Annotated in this window: 13 protein-coding genes; 6 read left to right on the plus strand and 7 right to left on the minus strand. The window is 66.0% G+C overall.

Annotation, left to right across the window (positions count from 1 at the left end):
- Positions 1–84: 84 nt before the first annotated feature.
- The gene (locus DIE04_RS04825; protein ID WP_124520052.1) at positions 85–645 is read right to left on the minus strand and encodes a GNAT family N-acetyltransferase; all 561 of its coding nucleotides are present in this window, start codon (positions 643–645) and stop codon (positions 85–87) included.
- A gap of 546 nt (positions 646–1,191) precedes the next feature.
- Between DIE04_RS04825 and DIE04_RS04830 the strand changes: the two genes are divergently transcribed.
- Positions 1,192–2,736, plus strand: a complete 1,545-nt coding sequence (locus DIE04_RS04830; protein WP_124520050.1) for a PAS domain-containing methyl-accepting chemotaxis protein — start codon at positions 1,192–1,194, stop codon at positions 2,734–2,736.
- A 409-nt stretch (positions 2,737–3,145) separates the two neighbouring features.
- Entirely contained in the window at positions 3,146–4,690 is a 1,545-nt protein-coding gene (locus DIE04_RS04835) for a PAS domain-containing methyl-accepting chemotaxis protein (protein WP_044845772.1), read from the plus strand.
- Between the two features lie 74 nt (positions 4,691–4,764).
- Here the strand turns inward: DIE04_RS04835 and DIE04_RS04840 are convergent, their stop codons facing one another.
- The 3 genes from DIE04_RS04840 to DIE04_RS04850 all read right to left on the minus strand — a co-directional run bounded on the left by DIE04_RS04840 (position 4,765) and on the right by DIE04_RS04850 (position 8,922).
- The gene (locus tag DIE04_RS04840; RefSeq protein ID WP_260426216.1) at positions 4,765–5,913 is read right to left on the minus strand and encodes a hypothetical protein; all 1,149 of its coding nucleotides are present in this window, start codon (positions 5,911–5,913) and stop codon (positions 4,765–4,767) included.
- Positions 5,914–6,079: 166 nt separating this feature from the next.
- On the minus strand, positions 6,080–7,549 hold the full coding sequence (gabD, locus tag DIE04_RS04845; RefSeq protein ID WP_044845770.1) for an NADP-dependent succinate-semialdehyde dehydrogenase: 1,470 nt from the start codon (positions 7,547–7,549) through the stop codon (positions 6,080–6,082).
- Between the two features lie 89 nt (positions 7,550–7,638).
- Positions 7,639–8,922, minus strand: coding sequence for a 4-aminobutyrate--2-oxoglutarate transaminase (locus DIE04_RS04850; protein WP_124486152.1), 1,284 nt, complete (start codon positions 8,920–8,922; stop codon positions 7,639–7,641).
- A gap of 126 nt (positions 8,923–9,048) precedes the next feature.
- Here DIE04_RS04850 and DIE04_RS04855 point away from each other — a divergent pair, with 126 nt between their 5' ends.
- On the plus strand, positions 9,049–10,557 hold the full coding sequence (locus DIE04_RS04855) for a PLP-dependent aminotransferase family protein (RefSeq protein ID WP_124520048.1): 1,509 nt from the start codon (positions 9,049–9,051) through the stop codon (positions 10,555–10,557).
- A 243-nt stretch (positions 10,558–10,800) separates the two neighbouring features.
- On the opposite strand, the gene DIE04_RS04860 is transcribed toward DIE04_RS04855, so the two are convergent.
- Positions 10,801–11,637: a DMT family transporter gene (locus tag DIE04_RS04860; protein ID WP_124486154.1), complete on the minus strand. Its 837-nt coding sequence runs from the start codon at positions 11,635–11,637 to the stop codon at positions 10,801–10,803.
- Positions 11,638–11,742: 105 nt separating this feature from the next.
- Between DIE04_RS04860 and selD the strand changes: the two genes are divergently transcribed.
- On the plus strand, positions 11,743–12,807 hold the full coding sequence (gene selD, locus DIE04_RS04865; RefSeq protein WP_124520046.1) for a selenide, water dikinase SelD: 1,065 nt from the start codon (positions 11,743–11,745) through the stop codon (positions 12,805–12,807).
- 364 nt (positions 12,808–13,171) lie between these two features.
- Positions 13,172–14,251, plus strand: a complete 1,080-nt coding sequence (locus DIE04_RS04870) for a purine nucleoside permease (RefSeq protein WP_124486156.1) — start codon at positions 13,172–13,174, stop codon at positions 14,249–14,251.
- A 112-nt stretch (positions 14,252–14,363) separates the two neighbouring features.
- Here DIE04_RS04870 and DIE04_RS04875 read toward each other — a convergent pair whose 3' ends face one another.
- The gene (locus DIE04_RS04875) at positions 14,364–15,122 is read right to left on the minus strand and encodes a hypothetical protein (protein ID WP_124486157.1); all 759 of its coding nucleotides are present in this window, start codon (positions 15,120–15,122) and stop codon (positions 14,364–14,366) included.
- A gap of 13 nt (positions 15,123–15,135) precedes the next feature.
- Positions 15,136–15,747: a M35 family metallo-endopeptidase gene (locus tag DIE04_RS04880; RefSeq protein ID WP_260426217.1), complete on the minus strand. Its 612-nt coding sequence runs from the start codon at positions 15,745–15,747 to the stop codon at positions 15,136–15,138.
- 336 nt (positions 15,748–16,083) lie between these two features.
- Between DIE04_RS04880 and DIE04_RS30345 the strand changes: the two genes are divergently transcribed.
- On the plus strand, positions 16,084–16,238 hold a 155-nt coding region (locus tag DIE04_RS30345), incomplete at its 3' end, for a hypothetical protein (protein ID WP_185702671.1).

The raw sequence follows: 16,238 nt of genomic DNA on the forward strand, positions 1-16,238 counted from the left end.
CTGCGGCGGGTTCTGCAATGTCGTTCTCCGTGCGGGCGGTGTCGGGCGCGCGGAAATGTTGCGCGCGGGTGGCGTTCGCGCGCGTCAGGCCGTCGGCGCTTCCAGGTGGATGTCCTCCGGCTCGAGCGCGTACAACGCCGGGTCGGGCGATGCGCTGACGGTGAAACCGAGGCGCAGGTAGAAGTCGATCGTGCGCTGCGACGGCGTCGCGGACACGTAGAGCCGTGCGGCGCCCATCGTCCGTGCCTGCGCGCGGGCCGCGCGATAGAGATGCTCGCCGAGCCCGCAACCGCGCCAGTCCTGACTCACGTGCAGGAACTTCAGCTGCAGCATGTCGCGTCGCGGGCCGAGCGGATCGGCGTCCACGATGACCGCCGCGACCAGCCGTGCGCCGTCGAACATGCCGAGACACCAGCCGCCGCGATCGTGACAGTCGAGCAGGATCGGCGTGTAATGCTCGGCTTCGCCGTCGGGCCAGCCGCGCACGTCGTAGAAGTCGGGGACGAGCTGCAGTTCGCCGTCGCGCAGCGCGTACAGATGATGGATGATCTCGCGCCGGTCGATGGTCCAGACGAGCGGCAGTTCGTCGCGGGTGAGCAGGCGTGCCGAGAGTGCGTCGCGTTCGGTGGCGGTGCGGCGTGTCATGCGGTGGTCCGGTGTGCAGCGCGTTGCGTGTGGTTGGGTGGGTGCGGCCGCGTGCCTGCTGCGGCGCCGCGCATGTTGTGCATGTCGTGCGTTTGCGGAACACGCATCGTGTCGCGATCGCGGAAAAGCGCGGCCTGATCGTGTCTATCGCCGTCATGCGCAGGCCGTGCCGTATTCCGGGGCGGCCGATTCAATTGCAGCCGGGATTTTTTCATCGAGTTCAAATGCCGGTCGAATGGAGCAGATCAGGCAGAGTCGTTTCGCTGCGCGCAACGGCTGCGCAGATTGGCTCGTTGCGCTGGGTTATTCCATAAAGCATCGGTTCACTTTCGCAAAGCGTCGGATGTGATTATCGCCGGATGACTTGATCGAAATCATGCAGATGACCGAATTCGATCTTTCATGCGCTTCCGGATTAAGGTTTTTCCGGAGGGTGCCGACAGCAAGGACGAGACCGTCGTAAAGCGATAAACCGTTTTTCGGCTACTGAGCGTGATTTTCGCGCTGCGCGGATCCTGCAGCCGGATCCGCCTTTCGGAGCCCTGCATGCGCAACAACCAGCCTGTCACCCAACAAGAATTCGAATTTCCCGACGACGTCACGCTGATGTCGACCACCGATGCGGACAGCATCATCACATACGCGAATACGACGTTCGCGTATGTGAGCGGCTTCTCGACCGACGAACTCGTCGGCGAGCCGCACAACGTCGTGCGGCACCCGGACATGCCGAAAGAGGCGTTCGCCGACATGTGGGCGACGCTGAAGAACGGCGAACCGTGGACGGCGCTCGTGAAGAACCGCCGCAGGAACGGCGATCACTACTGGGTGCGCGCGAACGCGGTGCCGGTGATGCGCGACGGGCAGCCGACGGGCTACATGTCGGTGCGTACCAGCGCGCCGCGCGACGAGATCGCGGCGGCCGACGCGCTGTACCGCGCGTTCCGCGAAGGCAAGGCCGGCAATCGCCGTTTCCACAAGGGGCTGATCGTCCGTACCGGGCTGATGCGTGTCGCGTCGCTGTTCCAGACGATGTCGGTGCGCGCGCGCGTTCATTCGACCCTGTGCGTGCTGGCACCGGCCGTCGTCGGCGCGGGGTGGGCGTGCGGGCTGACCGGCGGCGGGCTCGCGGCGTTTGCCGGTGCGGCGGTCGGTGTGGCGGTGGCGGCCGGCCTGTGGCTCGACGCGCAGATCGTGCGTCCGCTGATTCAGTTGCGCGACCAGGCGTTGCGCGTCGCGACCGGCGCAAGCCGCCGCGGCGTGCGGATGAACCGCGTCGACGAGATCGGCATGACGTTGCGTACGATCAACCAGCTCGGGCTGATGTTCCGCTGGCTCGTCGACGACGTCAGCGAGCAGGTGCACAACGTGCAACGCGCGAGCAACGAGATCGCCCAGGGCAACAACGACCTGAGCGCGCGCACCGAACAGGCCGCGTCGAGCGTGCAGGAGACCGCCGCGTCGATGGCCGAGATGACGGCCACCGTCGACAGCAATGCGGAGACCGCACTGCAAGCGAACCGGCTCGCCGTGTCCGCGAGCGAGGCGGCCGAGCGCGGCGGGCAGGCGGTGAGCGAAGTCGTCACGACGATGAACGACATTACCGACAGCTCGCGCAGGATCGCCGACATCATCGGCGTGATCGACGGCATCGCGTTCCAGACCAACATCCTCGCGCTGAATGCGGCGGTCGAGGCGGCGCGCGCGGGCGAACAGGGGCGCGGTTTCGCGGTGGTCGCCGGCGAGGTGCGGGCGCTCGCGCAACGCAGCGCGAACGCGGCGAAGGAAATCAAGACACTGATCGGCGCGAGCGTCGAGCGGGTCGAATCGGGCGCCCGGATCGTCGACGGCGCGGGCAAGACGATGGAGGACATCGTCACGCAGGTGAAGCGAGTGTCGGATCTGATCGCGGAAATCAGCTCGTCGACGGCCGAGCAGAGCACCGGGGTTGCGCAGGTTGATCAGGCGGTCGTGCATCTGGACAACATCACGCAGCAGAACGCGGCGCTGGTCGAGCAGAGCGCGGCGGCGTCGGAAAGCCTGAAGCAGCAGGCGACGCGGCTCGTGGACGCGGTGAACGTGTTTCGGTGATCGTCGGGGGCGCGCTCCCGCCACTGCGAGGCAACGCGAAGCAAATCGGGGCAAGGCGGCGAAATCCCCGATTTTCGTTTCGATTTACATGAATTAAACGAGAGAGATTCGCATTCTCGATTCCAGATCGATTCGTGAATCCCGTTGGAACAAGCGCCGGAATGGTCAGATGATTGATGGCGCAAGTATTTGATAAAGCTGGATTTTATTTACATATAAACAAAATGTTCGGCTGGATCAAGATGATGCGAAATTCATGCATATTTACCCGAAGCCGGCATAATGTTTTCGCCGGATTTGCCGAAAGCGCAGGAGTCTGATCGAACGCATGCGGGACGACCGCGATGCGGACGGTCTCGGTTCAATCCACAAGCGGACGCCAAGATCCGCAACCTGGGAACTCCACACCATGCGCAATAACCAGCCTGTCACGCAACGCGAATTCGATTTTCCCGACGGCGCGACGCTGATGTCGACCACCGACGCGGACAGTTACATCAAGTACGCGAATGCCGCGTTCATTCAGGTCAGCGGATTTTCCCCCGAGGAGATCGAAGGTCAGCCGCACAACGTCGTGCGGCACCCGGACATGCCGAAGGAGGCGTTCGCCGACATGTGGGCGACGCTGAAGAACGGCGAACCGTGGACCGCGCTCGTGAAGAACCGTCGCAAGAACGGCGATCATTACTGGGTCCGTTCGAATACGGTGCCGGTGATGCGCAACGGGCAGCCGACGGGTTACATGTCGGTGCGCACCAAGGCGTCGCGCGACGAGATCGCGGCGGCCGACGCGCTGTATCGCGCGTTCCGCGAAGGCAAGGCCGGCAATCGCCGTTTCCACAAGGGGCTGATCGTCCGTACCGGGCTGATGCGTGTCGCGTCGCTGTTCCAGACGATGTCGGTGCGCGCGCGCGTTCATTCGACCCTGTGCGTGCTGGCGCCGGCCGTCGTCGGCGCGGGGTGGGCGTGCGGGCTGACCGGCGGCGGGCTCGCGGCGTTTGCCGGTGCGGCGGTCGGTGTGGCGGTGGCGGCCGGCCTGTGGCTCGACGCGCAGATCGTGCGTCCGCTGATTCAGTTGCGCGACCAGGCATTGCGCGTCGCGACCGGCGAGAGCCGCACCGGCGTGGCGATGAACCGCGTCGACGAGATCGGCATGACGCTGCGCACGATCAACCAGCTCGGGCTGATGTTCCGCTGGCTCGTCGACGACGTCAGCGAGCAGGTGCACAACGTGCAGCGCGCGAGTAACGAGATCGCGCAAGGCAACAACGACCTGAGCGCGCGCACCGAACAGGCGTCGACCAGCGTGCAGCAGACGGCCGCGTCGATGGCCGAGATGACGGCCACCGTATCGAGCAACGCGGAGACGGCGCTGCAGGCGAACCAGCTGTCGGTTTCGGCGAGCGAGGCGGCCGAGCGCGGCGGACGGGCGGTGAGCGAAGTCGTCACGACGATGAGCGACATCACGGCGAGTTCGCACAAGATTTCCGACATCATCGGCGTGATCGACGGCATCGCGTTCCAGACCAACATCCTCGCGCTGAACGCGGCGGTCGAGGCGGCGCGCGCGGGCGATCAGGGGCGCGGCTTCGCGGTGGTCGCCGGCGAGGTGCGGGCCCTCGCGCAACGCAGCGCGAACGCGGCGAAGGAAATCAAGACACTGATCGGCGCGAGTGTCGAGCGGGTCGAATCGGGCGCCCGGATCGTCGACGGCGCGGGCAAGACGATGGAGGACATCGTCACGCAGGTGAAGCGCGTGTCGGACCTGATCGCGGAGATCAGCTCGTCGACGGCCGAGCAGAGCACCGGGGTCGCGCAGGTCGACCAGGCGGTCGTGCATCTGGACAACATCACGCAGCAGAACGCGGCGCTGGTCGAGCAGAGCGCGGCCGCGTCGGAAAGCCTGAAGCAGCAGGCGACGCGGCTTGTGGATGCGGTGAACGTGTTTCGTTGACGGTGGGGAAGGCAGGTGACGCGGGCACGGTGGAGACGCGCGGCCCGCGCGTCACCTCCACGGGGAGGCGCAGATCAAATCAGCGCCGGTTGCAACGGTGCACGGTGCTCGCGAACCTTGACGATCCGGTATTCGTTGCGAAGCCCTTCGTCGGTGACGATCTGCGTCTGGCGCAGATCGACGACCAGCACGTCGCCCTTTCCGAAGCGCTCGCCGGCATCGACCTTCGCGATGAACCGTTCGTCGTCCAGCGACGCATAGAACGCGGACGTGCCGTCGTGCACGCGCCATTTGTTGCCGTCCTTGAACACGACGGATTCGAGCTTCAGCATCTTGAGTGCGATCGTGTCGGTGACGATTTCGCCGGGATCGTCGCTACTCGCGAACGTACCGAGTTCGTCGCGTTCGATCGAGAGTTCGACGATGTCGTCGCGGACGATGCCGAAGCTGTCGATGCCGTCATGTTCGAGCGGCGAGAGCATTTTCTGCAGGTTGACGCGAACGGCCCGGTTCCGATACAGCCGGACGATGGGTTCATCGACGACGAAGCATTCCTGCTCCGACATCCAGATCCTGACATGCGCTCCGTCCGGCTCGGTGCGATGCGGTTTGCGCCCGCGCAGCGTGCGAATGAGGCCGATCAGCCCGCCGCCACCGATGATCCCCAATGCGGTGAGGATTGCCAGTGCGTTGCTGAACGCATTGGCGTTCGGCCCGGCGAACAGGTCGCGGATCTGGCTCGCGAGCGACTGGACGAAGATCAGCTCTGCATGGAATGAGCCGGCCTTGAAGCCGCCCCTGACCTCGAGACGAACCTCGGAGTGGTCGCCATTGAGTTCCTTGTTGGCGGACGAGAACAGGTCGGCGATCGCGAGCAGCACCGGTGCGAGGTCACGCACGTCCATCCGGTGCTCGCCGAGCGCGGGCCCGTCATAGACGACATTGAACGGCTGGTGATTGCTCGGCCCGCCGCGCTTTTCCTTGGGCGGGTACGTACGACGATCGGCTGACCCGACGCTCATGTGCGGACTCCCTTCGTGCGGGGCGCGATGCCGGGACGGGTGCGAGGACGCGCGACGAGGGCGCGGTGCGCGGGGGATACGCAGGTCGGGCGGACGGAAGAACTGCTCATGCGCAGGCAAACCGGATCGAGGTGGAACGCTCAATCTAGCGGCTGGCAGCGGGACGAGAAATGAGACTTGAACGAAATTGCCGAACGGCATGACGTTTGGCCGATGCGGCATCGACGTCGCGCACGGAACGCGTGCCGACATCGCGCACGGCAAGGTGACGCGGGCACGGCGGAGAGGAGGTACCGGCCCGCGTCGTGACCGCCCGGTTCCGGCCGGGCGGTCAGGGCCTGTCGCCGAAGCGCCAGGCCCCGAAACGTCAGACGGCGAGGCAGAGGTACTTGATCACGACGTAGTCGTCGATGCCGTAGTGCGAGCCTTCACGGCCGAGGCCCGACTGCTTGACGCCGCCGAACGGCGCGACTTCGTTCGAGATCAGGCCCGTGTTCACGCCGACCATCCCGTACTCGAGCGCTTCGGCGACCTTCCACACGCGGCCGATGTCGCGGCTGTAGAAGTACGCGGCGAGACCGAACTCGGTGTCGTTCGCGAGGCGGATCACCTCGTCGTCGCTGCCGAACTTGAACAGCGGCGCGAGCGGCCCGAACGTCTCTTCCTTCGCGACCTTCATCGCCGGCGTGACGCCCGTCAGCACGGTCGGCTCGAAGAAACCGTGGCCGAGCGCGTGGCGCTTGCCGCCCGTCACGACGGTCGCGCCCTTCGCGAGCGCGTCCTCGATGTGCGCCTCGACCTTCAGCACGGCCGCTTCGTTGATCAGCGGACCCTGCGTGACGCCCGGCTCCGTGCCGCGGCCGACCTTCAGCTGGCCGACCGCTGCCGCGAGCTTCTGCGCGAACTGGTCGTACACGGCTTCGTGCACGTAGAAGCGGTTCGTGCACACGCACGTCTGGCCGCTGTTGCGGTACTTCGATGCGATCGCGCCCTGCACGGCGGCATCGAGATCGGCGTCGTCGAACACGATGAACGGTGCGTTGCCGCCGAGTTCCAGCGACACCTTCTTGACCGTCGCCGCGCATTGCGACATCAGCAGGCGGCCGACCGGCGTCGAGCCGGTGAACGACAGCTTGCGCACGATCGGGTTCGACGTCAGCTCGCCGCCGATCGCCTTCGGATCGCCGGTGACGACGCTGAACACGCCGGCCGGCACGCCCGCGCGTTCGGCCAGCACGGCCATCGCGAGGGCCGAGAACGGCGTCGCCTCGGCCGGTTTCACGACGATCGGGCAGCCTGCCGCGAGCGCCGGGCCGACCTTGCGGGTGATCATCGCCGCCGGGAAGTTCCACGGCGTGATCGCCGCGCACACGCCGATCGCTTCCTTCGTCACGACGATGCGCTTGTCGCTCGCCGGCGTCGGGATCGTGTCGCCGTACACGCGCTTGCCTTCCTCCGCGAACCACTCGAGGAACGATGCGGCGTAGCCGATCTCGCCCTTCGCCTCGGCGAGCGACTTGCCCTGCTCGGTGGTCAGGATCAGCGCGAGGTCGTCGGCGTTTTCCATCATCAGGTCGTGCCACTTGCGCAGGATCGCCGCGCGCTCCTTCGCGGTCTTCTTGCGCCATGCCGGCCATGCGGCGTTCGCGGCCTCGATTGCGTGGCGCGTCTCGGCCGTGCCCATCGCCGGCACGGTGCCGAGCAGGCCGCCGGTTGCCGGATTGCGGACCTCGAACGACTCGCCGTTCGCCGCGCCTTGCCATTCGCCGTTGACATACGCCTGCTGGCGGAACAGCGACGGATCTTTCAGTGCCAGGGTTTCCTGAACGGTGCTCATATGAATCGCCTGCCTTGAAAATGACGGATAAAAAGGCCGCCGCCGTCCTGACGACGGCGGCGGCGCATTCGGTTGACGTGGACCGGAACTCAGGCCGGCACGCCGACCGTTTCCTTCAGCACTTCCTCGAGGATCACGAGCGCTTCGTCGAACACGGCCTGCGGGATCGTCAGCGGGAACAGGAAGCGCACGACGTTCGAGTACACGCCGCACACGAGCAGCAGCAGCCCGCGCTCGAGCGCGCGCGTCTGCACGCGCTTCGTGAATTCCGCGTCCGGCTCGCCCGAACCCGGCTTCAGGAACTCGACCGCGATCATCGCGCCCGGGCCGCGCACGTCGGCGATCTGCGGCACGTCGGCCTGCAGCGAATTCAGCTTCGCCTTCAGCACGTCGCCGAGTTGCGTCGCACGTTCGCACAGCTTCTCTTCGTCGATGATCTCGAGCACCGCGTGCGCCGACGCGACGGCCAGCGGGTTGCCCGCATAGGTGCCGCCGAGGCCGCCGGGAGCCGCTGCGTCCATCACGTCCGCACGGCCGACGACGCCCGACAGCGGCATGCCGCCCGCGAGGCTCTTCGCCATCGTGATCAGGTCGGCCAGCACGTCGTAGTGCTGCATCGCGAACAGCTTGCCGGTACGCGCGAAGCCAGTCTGCACTTCGTCGGCGATCAGCAGGATGCCGTGCTCGTTACAGATCTTGCGCAGCGCGCGCACGAACTCGGCCGGCGCCGGGTTGAAGCCGCCTTCGCCCTGGACCGGTTCGAAGATGATCGCGGCGACGCGCTTCGGATCGATGTCGGCCTTGAACAGCATCTCGATCGCCTTGATCGAGTCGGCCGTCGTCACGCCGTGCAGCGCGTTCGGGTACGGCGCGTGGAACACGTCGCCCGGGAACGGGCCGAAGTTCAGCTTGTACGGGGCGACCTTGCCGGTCAGCGCCATGCCCATCATCGTGCGGCCGTGGAAGCCGCCCGAGAACGCGATCACGCCCGGACGGCCGGTCGCGGCGCGCGCGATCTTGATCGCGTTTTCGACGGCTTCGGCGCCGGTCGTGAAGAACGCGGTCTTCTTCGGGAAGTCGCCCGGCGCGCGTTCGTTGATCTTTTCCGCCAGCTCGACGTACGACGCGTACGGGACGATCTGGTAAGCGGTGTGCGTGAAGCTGTTCAGTTGATCCGCGATCGCCTTGACGATCTTCGGGTGGCGGTGGCCCGTGTTCAGCACCGCGATGCCGGCGGCGAAATCGATGAAGCGGCGGCCTTCGACATCCCACAGCTCCGCGTTCTCGGCGCGGGCTGCGTAGAAATCGCACATCACGCCGACGCCGCGCGGGGTGGCGGCGTTCTTGCGGGCCTGCAGGTCGGCATTCTTCACGGTCATCTCCTTGATGTTCTGTCCGGTGGGATAAAAATCGGCCGCATTGGCAGCCCATGGAGGCGACTATAATCACATTTGGCTCTGGCAATCAGAGCCATTTCAATAAATATTCAGGAGCCAATCATGCGCGCAAGCGTGTTGTCGGACTGGCTGGCGCAGCGCCTCGTGCGCGGCGGCGAACAGCCGATCTACCGGCAGCTGCACCGGCTGCTGCAGCAGGCGATCCTGTCGCGCGAACTGCCGGCCGGCACGCGCGTGCCGTCGTCGCGGCTGCTGGCGGCTGAGCTCGGGATCGCCCGCAACACGGTCACGCAGGTTTACGAACAGCTTGCGCTCGAAGGTTATGTGAACTCGGCGACGGGGCGCGGCACGTTCGTCGCCGACAGCGCGCCGGACGAGATCGTCGGCGCGTCGCCCGACCCGGCCGCCGGCGCGGCGGTGGCACCATCGTCCGCGCGGCGGCTGTCGGCGCGCGGCACGCGGCTCGTGGAGGGCGCGGGCGTGTCGAAGCGCCAGGGTGGCGCGTTCATGCCCGGCGTGCCCGATGTGTCGCGCTTTCCGGCGCGCGTGTGGACGCGGCTGCACAACAAGTACTGGCGGAGATTGCGCCCCGATTTGCTCACCTACGCGCCGGGCGGCGGGCTCGCGCTGCTGCGCGAGGCGCTGGCCGACTACCTGCGCACGTCGCGTTCGGTGCGTTGCACGCCCGAGCAGATCGTGATCACGACCGGGATCCACCAGTCGATCGACCTCGCGGTGCGGCTCCTGACCGATCCGGGCGACGCGATCTGGACCGAGGATCCGTGCTACTGGGGCGTGCGCAGCGTGCTGAACGTGTCGGGGCTGACCACGCGGCCGATTCCGGTCGACGACGAAGGGATCGCGCCGTCGGCCGCCGATCTCGCCGAGCCGCCGAAGCTGATGCTCGTCACGCCGTCGCACCAGTATCCGCTCGGGATGGTGATGAGCCTCGCGCGGCGCCGCATGCTGCTCGAATACGCGCGCCAGCACGGCTGCTGGATCATCGAGGACGACTACGACAGCGAATTCCGCTACGGCAGCCGGCCGCTCGCGTCGCTGCAGGGGCTCGATACGGCCGGGCAGGTGATCTACGTCGGCAGTTTCGGCAAGACGCTGTTCCCGGGGCTGCGGGTCGGGTATCTGGTCGCGCCGGAGCCGCTCGCCGAGAGCTTCGCGACCGCGAGCGCCGAGCTGTATCGCGAAGGGCAGCTGCTGCAGCAGGCGGTGCTCGCCGAGTTCATCGCGGAAGGGCACTTCGTGTCGCATATCCGCAAGATGCGCACGCTGTACGGGCAGCGCCGCGAGGTGCTGCTCGATGCGGTCGCGCGCCGCTACGGCGACACGCTGCAGGCACTCGGCAGCGATGCGGGGCTGCATCTCGTCACGCGGCTGCCGGACGGGGTCGACGATCGCGCGGTCGCGCAGGCCGCGCTCGAACGCAACATCGTCGTGCGGCCGCTGTCCGGTTACTACGCGGAGCGCGAGCGCGCGGCGTCGGGGTTGCTGCTCGGCTATGCGTGCGTGCCGGAGGACGAGATCGCGACGGCGTTCGCGACGCTGGCCGAGGCGATCGACGAGCGGGCGTTCGACGGGATGATTGCGGCGGCTTGACGTGTGCGGCAGTTGAGGTGACGACCCACGCTCGAGACGGCAGAGCGCGATGCGAAAGTCACGTATGAGAGGGAGTCGATATGGATCAGCGTTTTCAAGCAGGTCCAGGGCAATTGTCTCCGCGGTGCGGAGACAATTGCCTCGCCTGGAAAAACCTCGGCTGCAAGCACACAACGGCCCGACTGCCGAGTGCACCGGACCTGCCGTGACTGCCGGTCCTTCCTGAGGGCGTACGCACGCGCGTCAAAGCCGGATCAACGCCGCGCCCGCGACCACCAGCGCGCATGCGGCGAGCCGCTGCGCGCCGGGCCGCTCGCGCATCACGAACCAGCCGATCGCGACCGCGAAGATCGAGCTTGTCTCGCGCAGCGCCGATACCGTCGCGACCGGCAGATGCCGGTACGCGAGAATCACGATTCCATAGGCGGCGAGCGAGATCGTGCCGGCGATCGCGCCTTGCCGCAGCGACGCGCGCGAACCGAACACCACGCGCGGGCCGCCGCGCATCGCGCACACCAGCACGAGCTGCGGCACGCTCCACAGCAGATAAACCCACGCGATATAGCCGAGTGCGCTGCCCGACACACGCGAGCCGATGCCGTCGCAGATCGAATACGCGGCGATGAACACGCCCGTGAGCAGTGCGTACGGCACGCCTTCGCCGGAGAACCGGAAGCCGCGCCGCAACGCGAGCGACATGATGCCGAACGACACGAGCGCAATGCCCGCGAAGCCGAACGGCGTCGGTCGCTCGTGCAGCATCGCGAGCGCCAGCACCGATACGAGCAGCGGCGAGATCCCGCGCGCGATCGGGTAGATCTGCCCGAATTCGCCGTTGCGGTATGCACGCGCCAGCGTGAAGCAGTACGCGACCTCGAGCACGGCCGACGCCGCGACATACGGCCACGCGGCGGGCGCTGGCGCGGGCAGCAGTACAACGCCCGCGATGCCGAACGCGAGATACGGCAGCGACATCGTGCCGAGCTGGACGAGACGGTCTTCGCTCACGTGGAGGAATGCATTCCAGATCGCGTGCAAGAGGGCGGAGCACAGCACGAGGCCGATGAACAGGTGATCCATGAATGAGCGAGCGGACGAGGGCGGGCGCCGTCAATTATGTGGGTGCCGGGCGCGCTCGCGCGGAATTGTCGATAATAGAACATTGTTATTCACCGGATGCCGACGATGACCGAAGCCCCCCTCACCCCGCCCGCCGTTCCGCGCCTCACGAGCCTGTCGCATGGCGGCGGCTGCGGCTGCAAGATCGCGCCGGGCGTGCTGTCCGAACTGCTGAAGCGGGCGACGCCGCCCGCGCTGTTCCCGGACCTGCTGGTCGGCACCGAGACCTCCGACGACGCGGCCGTCTACCGGCTGAACGACGAGCAGGCGATCGTCGCGACGACCGACTTCTTCATGCCGATCGTCGACGATCCGTTCGACTTCGGCCGTATCGCTGCCACCAACGCGCTGTCCGACGTCTACGCGATGGGCGGCAAGCCGATTCTCGCGCTCGCGCTGGTCGGGATGCCGATCAACGTGCTGCCGCACGAGACGATCGCGGCCGTGCTGCGCGGTGGCGAATCGGTGTGCGCGGATGCCGGCATTCCGGTCGCGGGCGGCCATTCGATCGATTCGGTCGAGCCGATCTACGGGCTCGCGGCGATTGGCGTCGTGCATCCGTCGCGCGTGAAGCGCAACGCGGCCGCGCGCGCGGGTGACGTGCTCGTGCTCGGCAAGCCGCTCGGCGTCGGCGTGCTGTCGGCCGCGCTGAAGAAGAACCAGCTCGACGACGCGGGCTATGCGCAGATGGTGGCGACGACCACCAAGCTGAACCGGCCGGGCGCCGAACTCGCCGCGCTGCCGGGCGTGCATGCGCTGACCGACGTCACGGGCTTCGGGCTGCTCGGCCATACGCTCGAACTGGCGCGCGGCGCGAAGCTGACCGCACGCGTGCATTACGCATCGCTGCCGTGGCTGGCGGGCGTCGAGGCGTTCGTCGCCGACGGCGTGTTCACCGGCGCATCGGGCCGCAACTGGGCCGCATATGGCGCCGACGTGCGGCTCGCCGACGGGCTGCCGCCCGTCGCGCAGGCGCTGCTGACCGATCCGCAGACGTCCGGCGGCCTGCTGGTCGCGTGCGCGCCGGATGCCGTCGACGACGTGCTCGCGTGCTTCCGCGCCGACGGCTTCGACCGTGCGGCCGTGATCGGCGAGATGGTGGACGGGCCCGCGCGCGTCGACGTCGCCTGACGCGGTTTTTTTCACGCTGGATCGCTGTCGGTCGCTAGAATCGATGCCTTCCCTCGAAGGCATCGACGACCGATGAACGATTTCCTGTTCGGGCCGTGGATCGAGAGCCACGCAAGGCTCGTCGTGGTTTGCATCCAGTCATTCGCATCGACGTCGACTCGTGCGTCGGTCGATCAGATAGTATTCCTGATGTTATTGCGCGGCGCGCATGTCGATCCCGGCCGCGTTTCATGCGAATCCTGGAGCCGCGCACACCGCCCGCCGTTTCGTAGTCGGGTTCCGCATCGCACACGCGCGTTCTATACTCCCTCGCGCAGTCTCCGAGAGCCGTTCTCACCCAACATCACCGAAACAAGGAACGCCGATGCTGACTCGCTCCATCCTTTCCGCAGCTGCATTCTCGCTTGCCGCCTGTGCGACCGCGCCGTCGATTGCGCAGAACAACCAGGGCAACGATGGGGGCAACGCCGCATTCGCCGAGACCGGTGCACAGGGCCGCCCGGTCAAGGTCATGATCATCACGATGTTCGGTCCGGAAGGCCAGGCATGGCTCGACCGGCTCGGCCCGTGGCGCGACATCACCGTGCCCGGCCTGTCGCCCGACTATCCGGCCGTTCACTGCAACAAGCAGGACGTGTGCGTGGTGACGACCGGCATGGGCTACGCGAACGCGTCCGCGACGATCATGGCGCTCACGTTCTCGCAGCGTTTCGACCTGCGCCGCACGTACTTCCTCGTGTCGGGCATCGCGGGCGTCGACCCCGCGCAAGGCACGGTCGGTTCCGCCGCCTGGTCGAAATACCTGGTCGACTTCAGCCTGCAGTGGGAACTCGATGCGCGCGAGATTCCAGCAGGCTGGAATACCGGCTTTCTCGGCATCAATACGAAGAGCCCGAACGACAAGCCGCCGCTCGACTACCGCACCGAAGTATTCCAGCTCAACCCGCAGCTGACCGATGCCGCGTATGCGCTGTCGCGCAACGTCGTGCTCGCCGACAGCGCGCAGGCCCAGGCCGCGCGCGCGAAGTTCACGTATGCGCCGGCGAATCGGCCGCCGACGGTGATCCAGTGCGACACGTCATCGGGCAATACGTGGTTCTCGGGCACGCTGATCGGCGAGCGCGCGCGCCAGTGGACCAAGATCCTCACCGACGGCAAGGGCACCTACTGCATGACCGCGCAGGAAGACAACGCGACGTATGAAGCGCTCAAGCGCGCGGCGAGCGTGAAGCGGGTCGACCTGTCGCGCGTCGCGGTGCTGCGCACGGGTTCCGATTTCGACCGGCCGTATGCAGGGCAGACGAGCGCGGACAATCTGCTGAACTATGCGGACCAGGGTGGTTTCGCCCCGGCGACCGAAAACCTGTACCGCGCGGGCAATCCGCTCGTTCAGGACATCGTCACGCACTGGGGCGAATGGCGCGACGGCGTGCCGCGCCGGTGAGGGGGTAGCGCCGCGCTGGAGTCACTCGATCATTCACGCGTGGCCGGGCTCCGGGCGAGTCGATATCGCCTGGAGCGACCGGATTGGGGCCCGCGGGACCGGCTGCGGAGGATCACGGGCCGGGGCGCGCGAGTTTGAGTTCGATGCGCGTATATTCCGGCCCCAATAGCTGCATGGGCGCAGTCTCACCGTGCTCGTCCGTCATGCCGATGTATTGCGTGGCACTGGTGCTGATCCGGTAGCAGGTATGCGTTAGCAGCCGGTGGTCTTGATTTCGCAAAAGCAAGGTCTGGTTGCGCGTGCGTGCGGTCCAGCGCTCCGTTGTCACGAAACGTGCCGACGTGGGTTCACGACTGTCGCCGCATGAAAAGCGGCTCGAGTCGGGCTCGGGCCCCGGCATTTCGGGTGTCGGTGCATGACTGGCGACACCGGGCGTACCTGCCGAGTTGCAAAGACTCTGACAGCCCGCAGGCGGGCATTTCGGGACGAACTGGACCCAAAGCTGCTTCCTGTCATCGGGATCGAGCTTGCCGTTCCTGCGCGACACGATTCGCTCGTCGATGTAAATGTCGTCGGGCGACATTCCGAGTTGCACGAGAAACGATTTCATCTGCGCACCGCGTTGCCGCGCGAGTTGATTAGGGCGGCTTTCCCAATCGTAGGCCGTCGCGTCGATCGAGACCGCCGCCCCTTCGCGCGTCCATTCCCTGGCGGTCAGGTAGTGTCTGACGACGGAGAGTCTGTCGCTGTTGGCGATTTCGGCCGAATTCAGCGGCAGTTCCATGCTGTCGGTCAACAGGACCTTGCACGCATTGGCCTGTATCGGGAGTGACAGGAGGGCGCCGAATATGACAGAGAGGGCACGTCGCATGAGTTGCTCCGATTCAACGTGCCAGAATGAACCACGCGATGTTGTCTGCATTACCGATCGCCATGCCCGGGTAGCGTTTCGCGAACTGGGCGCTGGCCCGTCGACCGTATGCCGCTGGATGGTCGCCCGCGTCGAAAGTGTCTGCAAAATGCGCGCATTCGTGAACGATGGTCAATTGCTGCGAGGAGAGGTTCCCGGCTGATCGCTCGGGTAGCGAGCAGAACGGGAGATTGATGGCGATTGTATGAGTTGCGGTGTCGGAGCGACAGACATGCGCGACCTCGGCGTCGAGATGTTTCATGTTTGGAAGACATCCTGTTGCGCGGTCGGCATCGGAACCGATGCGGACGAAATTTTCTGGCCCGAGCGTGGCCATCACCCTGGCGAGGGCGTCGAGCCCTGAAGTAAGTCTGCGTCTTGTATCGCTATTTGCCGAGCCGAACCACTCGATCACTCGTGCTTCCGTGGCCGGGTTCCAGAGCATCAGTTCCCTGCGCCGTCGCAGTGTGATCTCGACTGCTTCGTCCCGCAATTCGAGCATCCGTTTCCTGAACGCCGCGTCCGTCATGTTCGGACAGATGGGTGGTCCATCGAGAGATACACCAGGCAGTGGCGATGTTGTCATAGGCACTCTCCATATGGATATCATTTGGAGTGCTGATGCTAAGTGCCTGAAGTAGGACCGAAGGTGTACCAGATTTCGGTCGATGCAACGAATGAGTATTGGGAAGTGTGAATGGAAGGTGGGAAAGACGGCGGGTTCTTGCGGCGAACAAGCAACCTTTCGCTGGCTCAACCGGCGTGATGATCTGGATTGAGCCCGCTGGACATGCAATATACAGCCGATCGACCATCGACTACGATGGCAAGCGCGACCGGCAGACTAATCAGCTCGTGTCAATCGCTGTATCGGGCATGGATGCGACTTGGTCGCTGGATTGACCTTGGATAACGTCACCAATTGTGTCGCTACACTGGTGCAGTGACTACGGCACAAATATGCCGTAGTGGCCGACGCTTCGCCCCGGCGACCGAAAACCTGTACCGCGCGGGCAATCCGCTCGTTCAGGACATCGTCACGCACTGGGGCGAATGGCGCGACGGCGTGCCGCGCCG

Source organism: Burkholderia sp. Bp8994 (assembly GCF_003853805.1).
Taxonomy (GTDB): Bacteria; Pseudomonadota; Gammaproteobacteria; order Burkholderiales; family Burkholderiaceae; genus Burkholderia.

Coding starts and splice junctions, on each gene's coding strand:
- selD (WP_124520046.1), top strand. CDS start 11,743: ATGACCGAAGCCCCCCTCACCCCGCCCGCCGTTCCGCGCCTCACGAGC.
- DIE04_RS04840 (WP_260426216.1), bottom strand. CDS start 5,913: ATGCCGTTCGGCAATTTCGTTCAAGTCTCATTTCTCGTCCCGCTGCCA.
- DIE04_RS04875 (WP_124486157.1), bottom strand. CDS start 15,122: ATGCGACGTGCCCTCTCTGTCATATTCGGCGCCCTCCTGTCACTCCCG.
- DIE04_RS04825 (WP_124520052.1), bottom strand. CDS start 645: ATGACACGCCGCACCGCCACCGAACGCGACGCACTCTCGGCACGCCTG.
- gabD (WP_044845770.1), bottom strand. CDS start 7,549: ATGAGCACCGTTCAGGAAACCCTGGCACTGAAAGATCCGTCGCTGTTC.
- DIE04_RS04880 (WP_260426217.1), bottom strand. CDS start 15,747: ATGACAACATCGCCACTGCCTGGTGTATCTCTCGATGGACCACCCATC.
- DIE04_RS04870 (WP_124486156.1), top strand. CDS start 13,172: ATGCTGACTCGCTCCATCCTTTCCGCAGCTGCATTCTCGCTTGCCGCC.
- DIE04_RS04830 (WP_124520050.1), top strand. CDS start 1,192: ATGCGCAACAACCAGCCTGTCACCCAACAAGAATTCGAATTTCCCGAC.
- DIE04_RS04835 (WP_044845772.1), top strand. CDS start 3,146: ATGCGCAATAACCAGCCTGTCACGCAACGCGAATTCGATTTTCCCGAC.
- DIE04_RS04855 (WP_124520048.1), top strand. CDS start 9,049: ATGCGCGCAAGCGTGTTGTCGGACTGGCTGGCGCAGCGCCTCGTGCGC.
- DIE04_RS04860 (WP_124486154.1), bottom strand. CDS start 11,637: ATGGATCACCTGTTCATCGGCCTCGTGCTGTGCTCCGCCCTCTTGCAC.